This is a genomic window from Marinobacter sp. F3R11 (assembly GCF_003318275.1).
Lineage (GTDB): Bacteria > Pseudomonadota > Gammaproteobacteria > Pseudomonadales > Oleiphilaceae > Marinobacter.
On the sequence record NZ_QOCH01000004.1, the window covers coordinates 104,039 to 112,172 of the forward strand.

The 8,134-nt window shown below is 49.9% G+C and carries 10 protein-coding genes; 3 read left to right on the forward strand and 7 right to left on the reverse strand.

The features are described from left to right. Positions 1-13: 13 nt before the first annotated feature. Genes DS878_RS02560 through DS878_RS02570 form a run of 3 tightly spaced genes read left to right on the forward strand, consistent with a single transcriptional unit; the run spans position 14 to position 2,787 of the window. Complete coding sequence (locus DS878_RS02560; protein ID WP_113814389.1) at positions 14-1,009, forward strand: TRAP transporter substrate-binding protein; 996 nt, start codon at positions 14-16, stop codon at positions 1,007-1,009. Next, positions 1,010-1,528 carry a TRAP transporter small permease gene (locus DS878_RS02565; protein WP_222837421.1) on the forward strand — a complete coding sequence of 173 codons (519 nt, stop codon included), beginning with the start codon at positions 1,010-1,012 and terminating at the stop codon, positions 1,526-1,528. It begins immediately after the preceding gene. Beyond that, positions 1,525-2,787, forward strand: a complete 1,263-nt coding sequence (locus tag DS878_RS02570; protein ID WP_113814390.1) for a TRAP transporter large permease — start codon at positions 1,525-1,527, stop codon at positions 2,785-2,787. The genes DS878_RS02565 and DS878_RS02570 overlap by 4 nt, the downstream gene beginning before the upstream one ends. A gap of 253 nt (positions 2,788-3,040) precedes the next feature. Here DS878_RS02570 and DS878_RS02575 read toward each other — a convergent pair whose 3' ends face one another. The 7 genes from DS878_RS02575 to DS878_RS15505 all read right to left on the reverse strand — a co-directional run. Further along, on the reverse strand, positions 3,041-3,475 hold the full coding sequence (locus tag DS878_RS02575; protein WP_113814391.1) for a hypothetical protein: 435 nt from the start codon (positions 3,473-3,475) through the stop codon (positions 3,041-3,043). Between the two features lie 79 nt (positions 3,476-3,554). Next, the gene (locus DS878_RS02580) at positions 3,555-4,097 is read right to left on the reverse strand and encodes a DinB family protein (protein ID WP_113814392.1); all 543 of its coding nucleotides are present in this window, start codon (positions 4,095-4,097) and stop codon (positions 3,555-3,557) included. 79 nt (positions 4,098-4,176) lie between these two features. Then, positions 4,177-4,518, reverse strand: coding sequence for a hypothetical protein (locus DS878_RS02585; RefSeq protein ID WP_113814393.1), 342 nt, complete (start codon positions 4,516-4,518; stop codon positions 4,177-4,179). A gap of 303 nt (positions 4,519-4,821) precedes the next feature. Further along, positions 4,822-5,244, reverse strand: a complete 423-nt coding sequence (locus DS878_RS02590; protein WP_113814394.1) for a hypothetical protein — start codon at positions 5,242-5,244, stop codon at positions 4,822-4,824. Positions 5,245-5,577: 333 nt separating this feature from the next. Beyond that, positions 5,578-6,758 (reverse strand): IS3 family transposase gene (locus DS878_RS02595; protein ID WP_113814395.1). Its coding sequence is split into 2 segments (ribosomal slippage): positions 5,578-6,459 and positions 6,462-6,758, totalling 1,179 coding nucleotides; the frame shifts between segments, so codons are not numbered across the junction. A gap of 77 nt (positions 6,759-6,835) precedes the next feature. Then, on the reverse strand, positions 6,836-7,444 hold the full coding sequence (locus DS878_RS02600) for a hypothetical protein (protein ID WP_113814402.1): 609 nt from the start codon (positions 7,442-7,444) through the stop codon (positions 6,836-6,838). Between the two features lie 485 nt (positions 7,445-7,929). Further along, positions 7,930-8,134 (reverse strand): hypothetical protein (locus DS878_RS15505; RefSeq protein WP_222837422.1); only part of this gene is annotated, 205 nt, incomplete at its 5' end.

An 8,134-nucleotide genomic window follows, 5' to 3' on the forward strand; every position in this document is an offset into this window, starting at 1 on the left:
AAGGACAAATATAATGAAAAAACTTGCATTGAGTACGCTCACACTCGGTATGTCCCTGGCATTAGCCAGCACCACTTTTGCGTCTGATTTTACTGATATGGACCCAGTTACCCTGCGCCTGGCACACGTGGTCAACGAGCAGGATGGCTTTCATATTGCAGCCGTTAAATTTCAGGAACTGGTGGCCGAGCGCACAGAAGGCGCAGTGAACATTGAACTTTACCCGAATGCTTCCCTGGGCGACGAGCGCACCCTGCTGGAAGGCATGCAGATCGGCACTGTGGATATGGGTGTGATCACTAACGGTCCAGTAGCTAACTTTGTTGGCGAGATGGCTGTTTTTGAACTGCCATTTTTGTTCCCTTCACCAGAAGCTGCATACGATGTGCTCGACGGCCCCATCGGTCAGGAACTGCTCGACAAGCTCTCTGAGGTTAACCTTAAAGGCCTGGCCTATGCCGAACGCGGCTTTCGTAATCTGACCAACAGCGAACGCGAGGTCAATACGCCGGAGGACATGGACGGCCTTCGCATTCGCGTGATGGAAAACCCTGTGTACGTGGATACATTCCGTGAACTGGGTGCCAATGCCATTCCAATGGCCTGGACGGAAGCTCTAACGGCGATGCAACAAAGTACCATTGACGGCCAGGAAAACCCGGTCAATGTCATCCACTCATTCAAGTTAAACGAAACTCAGAATTATATGACTCTGTCTCGGCATACCTATGCCCCGGCGATTTTTGTGATGGGCATGCCCGCCTGGAACAAACTGCCGGAAGCAGCTCAGGATGTACTGACCGATGCGGCCCAGGAAGCAGCCGAGCATGAACGCAAAGTAAACGCTGAGATGGAATCCGGGCAATTGGCAGATTTGCGCAAAGCCGGAATGAAGATCAATGACAACCCTGATATTGCGGCATTCCAATCCGCTGTGGCTCCGATCTATGAAAAGTACGGCGAGCAGTTTGGCGATTACCTACCGCGCATTCAAGAGGCGCTCAAGTAAGTGTCTGTATCGACTCACCCGCTGTTAAAGCCACTAAAGCAAATTGAGCGCGGGCTGGATGCAATCATCCAGCCCGTGGTCTTTGCTGGCATGGTGGCACTGATTGGGGTAATCACCCTGCAGGTTCTATCCCGGGTGCTGTTCAGCGCAGTGGGCTGGACTGAAGAGGTCGCTCGCTTTTTGCTGATCTGGATCACCTTCCTGGCAGCTACGCTGGCGTTTCAGCGTGGCCGGCATATTGCAGTGACTTTTGCTGTGGACATCCTGCCGGGACACCTGAAACAGGTTTCACGCATTGTAGCAACGCTTTCTGTGATCGCATTTTTGGTAGCCTTAGTGGTAATAGGCTATCGCTACATGCAAGTACAGAGTTTTCAGAAGTCTGCCTCCCTGCAGATCTCCATGACCTATGTTTACGCCGTTATTCCGATCAGCGCAGCGATAATGGTCTGGTATGCTCTGGTCGATCTCGCGGCGCTACTGTTAGGTGGCGAAGACCTTGTGGAGCCAGGCCAATGACCGTGCTGCTATTCGGACTATTTTTCGTATTCATGCTACTTGGCGTGCCTATCGCCCTCGCGATAGGCGCCAGCACCATGGTCGCCCTAAGTCAGGCAGATGTACCCTTGATGGTGGTCACCCAGCAAATGTTCCAGGGCATTAACTCCTTTGCCCTGGTGGCTATTCCCATGTTCATTCTTGCCGGCGATCTGATGGCTCAGGGCAAGGTCAGTGAGAGGCTGGTCAACTTCGCCGACTCCCTGTTCGGCTTTCTACGGGGAGGCCTGTCGGTAGTATCAGTAATGGCCGGTATGTTCTTCGCTGCAATTTCTGGCTCTGGAGCGGCAACCACGGCAGCAGTGGGATCAAGCCTGGTGCCGGAATTGCGTAAAAAGGGCTACGACCCGGCTTCCGCCGCCAGCCTGATTGCTGCAAGCGGCACCATCGGTGTCGTCATACCACCGTCCGTACCCATGATTATCTACGCGGTGATTGCTCAGCAATCCGTGTCTGAGTTATTCCTGAACGGCTTTTTACCGGGGCTCGCCATGGGGCTGGGGTTGATGGCTATTGCTATTACGCAGGCCTACAAACGCCAATATCCCAAAGGCACACCACTCTCCGTCACCACTATTTGGCGCACCCTGAAAAGCGCCAGCTGGGGGTTGATGACGCCAGTTATTATTCTGGGAGGCATTTTCTCGGGCATCTTCACTCCCAGTGAAGCGGCTGTAGTGGCGGTCAATTACGCTTTACTGGTTTCACTGTTCATTTACCGGGATCTCAAGCTGCCCGACGTGTACCGCATTTTGCTTCGCTCGGCGATTACCACCTCAGTAATCATGCTGGTGATAGCTACCTCTGCAGTACTGAGCTGGACACTCTCCAGCTGGCAGGTACCTGGTGCCATTGCTCAAGCCGTACTGTCTATCTCCACCAATCCTTACGTAATCATGCTGTTGATAGTCGGGATAATTCTACTGACCGGCGTATTCATCGAAACAGCCAGTGCCTTGATCATTCTGACGCCGGTATTGCTGCCACTGGTGCTGCAACTGGGAATTGACCCCATTCATTTCGGCCTGGTTATCGTGGTCGGCCTGGCAATCGGCATGATCACCCCCCCGGTCGCAATCAATCTTTATGTGGCATCCTCTGTCACAGAACTGCCTCTGGAGCGCATAACCCGGGCAATCATTCCCTACTTGCTGGGACTGATCGGCGTGTTGTTGCTGGTCGTCTACGTTCCTATTCTTGCAGGCTGGTCGGGGGGCTGAATACCGGGGGAGGATGTCCAGACAATGGCTGATAAACTTGTTACCTGTTTGCCGGGCTTGAACTGAGCATACTGCGAACGTTCTCTGCTCAGGCGATATGGTAACTCAATCTGGCAGCTCCTCGAACTTTGGCACTGTCCATGACTTCCCATCCCAAGCAGCTTTTCTGGCTAAAAAGATATGCGCTGTCGGCGCTATAGAAACTTCCGTGTCCAAGCATCCTGCGGGAGGGCCATAGCCGTGACGGGCATGGTTATGAATGCTCACATGCTGAACCAATAGCAGCACTCATTTCGGAAAGCGTACGTCCATCAGCGATTTCAATAAAAGATGATATACCAAGCCAGACCGTCCAAGCACCGGCTATTGGGAGAAGGTAGCCCATTAGCTTCGGTATTTTCGCCCGGTTTCCGCTGCATTTCCTAAATATTCCAGACCATGGGATGCCAGAGGGTGGATAAAAATCGCTCCCTCTGCTCTTGATACTAAAATAGAGAAAGTACAGCGAGCCTATGGCAAAAGTACCTGGCAACACGAAACAGAATATAACCAGACCCAAAAGTGACACATTAATCCCAAGCAAAAACGCACACTCAGTGTTATCCAGGAAGGACACATATGCGGCAAACGCCATTGCCAAAAGCGCCGGAGCCAAAAACGGAAAATAAAACTTAATACCTCGAATCATGAACTACTCAATTTCATAACGCCAAGCTCACCGGTAATTTGGGAGCGCAGCGAGTAATTTATCCGCGTGCAGCTTTTTGTTATACATGAGTTTCCTCCGGAATCAGAGCCAATAGGTCAGTAACTCCAACTTCCGCACCCGCTTGTGATAATAAAGCAGAAACTTGCCCTCGATGATGGGCCTGATGGTTAAAAAAGTGGAGAACAAGACTCGAATATCGCTTGTTGGCCGGATTCCCTTTGGTGTTGTGGTAGTTGAGAACGAAATTCAGATCACCTTCGGTTAGCCCCGCTACCCAGCTGATAATCTGTCGGTCAAGCCAAGCCCGGTGTTCAGATAAGCGAGCAATATCCTCAAACACTATCTGGCTTAGGCTTGTCGGATTTGGAAGGTTGGCGACCTCCTGCAACGAACCCACGCAGGATGGATGGGTGGCAAACCGCTTCAACCAGATGGTGTCACCAACGACGATGTGATTCAGAGTTCCAAGAATAGAACCGAAAAAAGCCCCGCGATCCCTAGTTAAGTCTGTTGCAGAGAGCGAACTTGCAGACTCATAAATTTTAGAATTCATCCATTGATTATAAATGGACAGCAATTCAAAGTGATCTTTCAGGCTCATCTTCCCTCTCAGGTATAACGCCCAAAGCAGCGGCGCGCGTTAGCGCATCCAGCCCGCAGGGCGATGCTGCCTTTGCTTGTTAAGTATTTTTGTACAATTTTGACCATGAGTTCCAATCATCTTCGTTACGCAGATAAACCAATAGTGGCAGATGCTCCATTTGATTTGGGTATGGAATAACTAGCATCTCCTCCTTATAGCTGCGATGGTTCTTGGAGTAATTTGCAAATATGTTGGTTAACACAACGCTTGCTACTTCCTTAGCCTCTTCGCTCGGCTCACCATCGAATATAAAGCGAGCAATAAAATCCTCACCGTCAGGAGATAATTGAAACGATACAGCCCTAAAGGAAGGCGCGACCTCTCCAAGAAGCGCACTTTGGGCGTATTGCATTAATTCTATATCGTACTCAGTTCTCATAGACACTTAACGCTTTGGCTTTGCGGCGTGCCGGAGCGCAGCGTAGGTGCGTCCGCCAACAGCCACTTGTTGTGTTCGAAACCACTTATACATGAAATAGCTATCAACACACCCCATATGAGCATGTAGCCACAATCGCAAATGTGACTGTTTGATCCCATTGTATTCGGCTAAATTTAATAAGAATCCAGAACCACGTTTTTTTCGAACACGTACGATTTTTCGTCGCGTTTTCCGCAACAGGAACTTCGATTTCGGTCTTATAAAATCAGCAATAAGATCAGAATTTTAAAAAACACATCATTATAGCTTTTTATAGATTAGAAAAATAATCACTATTATGTATAAAATAGTAATATGAATAGTAAAATTCAAGGTGACTTTTCTTGCTATATCGTCAGCCCGGATAAAATCCCGCTCATCGAAAACAATTTCGCCTTTGTAGCTTAGAGCCCCAATTCGAGATCTCTCGGTAAATTTTACTTTAACCATATCTCCCGAACTTATCTTCAAATAAAAAAGTCTTACATCCTGATTTACAATGCTGATTGGATAGTCGACGTCATCTAAGATGAGGCCATGAGCGCCTCCTGTAGGGTTACGCCATTTCCCGTCAACCTCCTTCAATTCCCACTCTGAGCTAGCCAAATTATCTGACTTCATTGAGTAAAAAAATACCATCATGAGAACAAGAAGAAGATACGCAATTGTAGAAAAGGATTTCATCAGACAGCCCTAAAATGAATAGAACGGCTTTTTTTATAAAAGCTTAAAAAATAGAAACATTTTAAACTTACACTACCGTTATCCCAAGCTCTCCTGCGTATATCGGAGCAACGGCGATTAAACGCCTGTTATAATGTCAGATCGAAGTCAAATGTGTAGGTTTTTTGAGCCTGAACTACCGCCGAATACGTCGATCAAAATGACTCAAAATCCGATTTTTTGATTTCCTGATCATGAGGTTTCCACCTAGAACATAACGCCCAAAGCAGCGGCGCGCGTTAGCGCGTCCAGCCCGCAGGGCTGGACTTCCCCCAATAAAATGGACACGCCCAATCAGTTAATTCCCTCGAACTCTATCGGAGACCGATAGCCAAGGCTACTGTGCAGCCTTTGGCTGTTATAAAAGCCATCAATATAGCCCTTTATATGTTTCCGTAACTGCCGCATCGTCACAAAACTTGTCGCATGCAGCAATTCTCCCTTGAGGGTTTTGAAGAAGGATTCCACCTCAGCATTGTCCGTACACTGACCCGGCCGGTTCATGCTATGGCACACGCGGTTCTGGTTCAGAAATAGCTGAGTTTTATGGGCTCGGTATTCCGTGCCTCGATCCGTGTGGAACAGCAATCCGGCTGCCGGCTGCCTCACTGCAAATGCTTCCCGCAGCGCGCCTTTGGCAAGTGCCGCATTCAAGCTTTCATCCAAGCGCCAGCTCACGATCCGGCGCGAGAACAGATCCAGAACGACGGCCAGGAACACGTGCTTTCTGCCAAGCTTGATGTAGGTGACGTCGCTGCTCCATTGCTGATTCACCGCAACGGGCTTTTCAACGCTCAGGCGATGATTAGGGAGGGCTTTGAGTTCTTCACGGCGTTTAGCCATTCGACGATACACTCGCATCACACGCGCTTTCATACCCCATTCCTGCATCAGGCGCGCCACACGATTCTCACCAACCTGTTCGCCTTCCCGACGCAGTGCCTGATAGACCCTGGGGCTGCCGTAGCGACCTTTGCTACTGTCGTAGATGCGACGGATCTTTAGTAACAGATCCGCATTCTCAGCAGCTCTCTGACCGGGTTTTCGGTTTACCCAGGCATAGTAGCCAGACCGAGAGATATTCAGGTGACGACACAGCGCTTTTATGCTGTATTCCCGTCGGTGTTTCCAGACGAACCGGAACGCTTCCGTCGTTCCTCGGCCAGAAAACGTTGAAACTTTTTTAGGATGTCATTTTCCTCCTGAAGCTCCGATATGCGGCGTTTCAGGCGGGCAACCTCATCCTGCTCCTGTATTTTCTTCTTGGCGTCTGCCGGCGCTTTCTTGACCCGTTTCATTGCGAACTTTCCTTCACGATATTCCTTGCGCCAGCGTGACAGCATGAAGGGGTGAATATCCAGCGCTTCGGCAACGCTTTTGACGCTGCGGTGGGCCTGGTGACTCAACTCCACCGCTTTGACTTTGAACTCAGTGCTGTACTGTTGGGTTTTCTTCCCCGTGATCATCTTCGGCATTGCTCTTCTCCTGTTGAAGAGTTATCAATGCGTGTCTACTGAATCGGGGGAAGTCCAGAGCGAATTTGATGGTTTGGTTATGCGCGCTCTGCACTGAAGCTCTCTCCAATAACGTATGACGCTCCCACTTCAAGCGCTTTCAGCGTGGGATAGGCTATAAACTCTGTGCCAGTCCACCGTTTAGGAATGCTACCCTCAAGGGGATTTACTCGGATTGGATGTTCTTTCAGTGCCTGTAGAATCTTGTCTGCCAATGGCCGGGGAAAGCGACCCAGCGTGCCGTACTTAGAAGCAACGATGCCGTCGACCGTAGGGTATAAATTCAAAAACCGGTGCAAATATTCTGCCCTTCCGAATACCTCAATACAGTTACTCAATAGTATTCCCAAAAGACATGCGGGATCACAATGATTTTCTGAAAACATGAGGTCTACTTCGCTTTCCCTATAGGGGATAAGAAGTGCCGACTCTTCGCTAACGGATAGTGTCTCTTCACCAACCGAGGCTATGCGCTCCTCGACTACTCCAGCACATGACACCTCCCAAATTTCAGGCTGTGTTTCTTCGCGCATAGATATGGATAGATTTATGCGCAGGTCGTCCGCATACCAATCGGCGTCGACTATACGAATCAAACCTTCCGCTTCGTCGAATTCCGATTCCAGCCTTCTGAGAAGATATTCCATAGCTACCCTAGTGCATAACGCCTGCATAAACGGCGCCCGACTAGGGCGTCCGGTGGAGGGCCATCGGCCCGGAACGTATTTAATGCATTGGTTAGAAGCCGGTCACCCGATGGTTTCCGGTCCACACCAAAACGTCCATGCGTACTCCAAAAAAAACAAGCACTGGCTCGCGGTCCGGCACCGATACAAACCACCAACTTACCCGGCCTACTCAGAACTTTCGGCGAACAGCCCCACAACCTGGGCACGTTGCCGATAACCCGTAAAAACCAATGCCGGCTACCAATTTTGATGCAGAGTTCGATGGCCTTGGCCGTTACCGAAAGTTTAAATCTTTACTCCAGGTTTTCCGCCAAGGCCCATGCACCCAACCACCAAAAAATCACCAGAGCCTTGGCTTATAACGCCTTGGTTTAGCGGCGGCCCGACAGGGGCGTCCGGTGGAGGCCGCAGGCGGGAACGAATTTAATGCACTGGTTATGTGGCTAGACATAGAAGGCTATGCCTACGGCCGCAAAAACCACGACCTTAATGATTAACTCTACGACGGAGCGTTTCCATATCGCCTTAGAACCTTCCGGATTGGACCACTCGCCTGGAGCTTCATCATCCAAGGTAACGAGGTGGCCCAGAGCAGCCCAGCCAGAAAAAGCTAAAGCAGGTGCAGCAAAATATTTGGCTAGGGATTGG

Bases quoted from the DNA above. Each gene is read 5' to 3' on its own strand.
- DS878_RS02560 (WP_113814389.1), top strand. From the start codon at position 14: ATGAAAAAACTTGCATTGAGTACGCTCACACTCGGTATGTCCCTGGCA.
- DS878_RS02570 (WP_113814390.1), top strand. From the start codon at position 1,525: ATGACCGTGCTGCTATTCGGACTATTTTTCGTATTCATGCTACTTGGC.
- DS878_RS02575 (WP_113814391.1), bottom strand. From the start codon at position 3,475: ATGATTCGAGGTATTAAGTTTTATTTTCCGTTTTTGGCTCCGGCGCTT.
- DS878_RS02580 (WP_113814392.1), bottom strand. From the start codon at position 4,097: ATGAGCCTGAAAGATCACTTTGAATTGCTGTCCATTTATAATCAATGG.
- DS878_RS02585 (WP_113814393.1), bottom strand. From the start codon at position 4,518: ATGAGAACTGAGTACGATATAGAATTAATGCAATACGCCCAAAGTGCG.
- DS878_RS02590 (WP_113814394.1), bottom strand. From the start codon at position 5,244: ATGAAATCCTTTTCTACAATTGCGTATCTTCTTCTTGTTCTCATGATG.
- DS878_RS02600 (WP_113814402.1), bottom strand. From the start codon at position 7,444: ATGGAATATCTTCTCAGAAGGCTGGAATCGGAATTCGACGAAGCGGAA.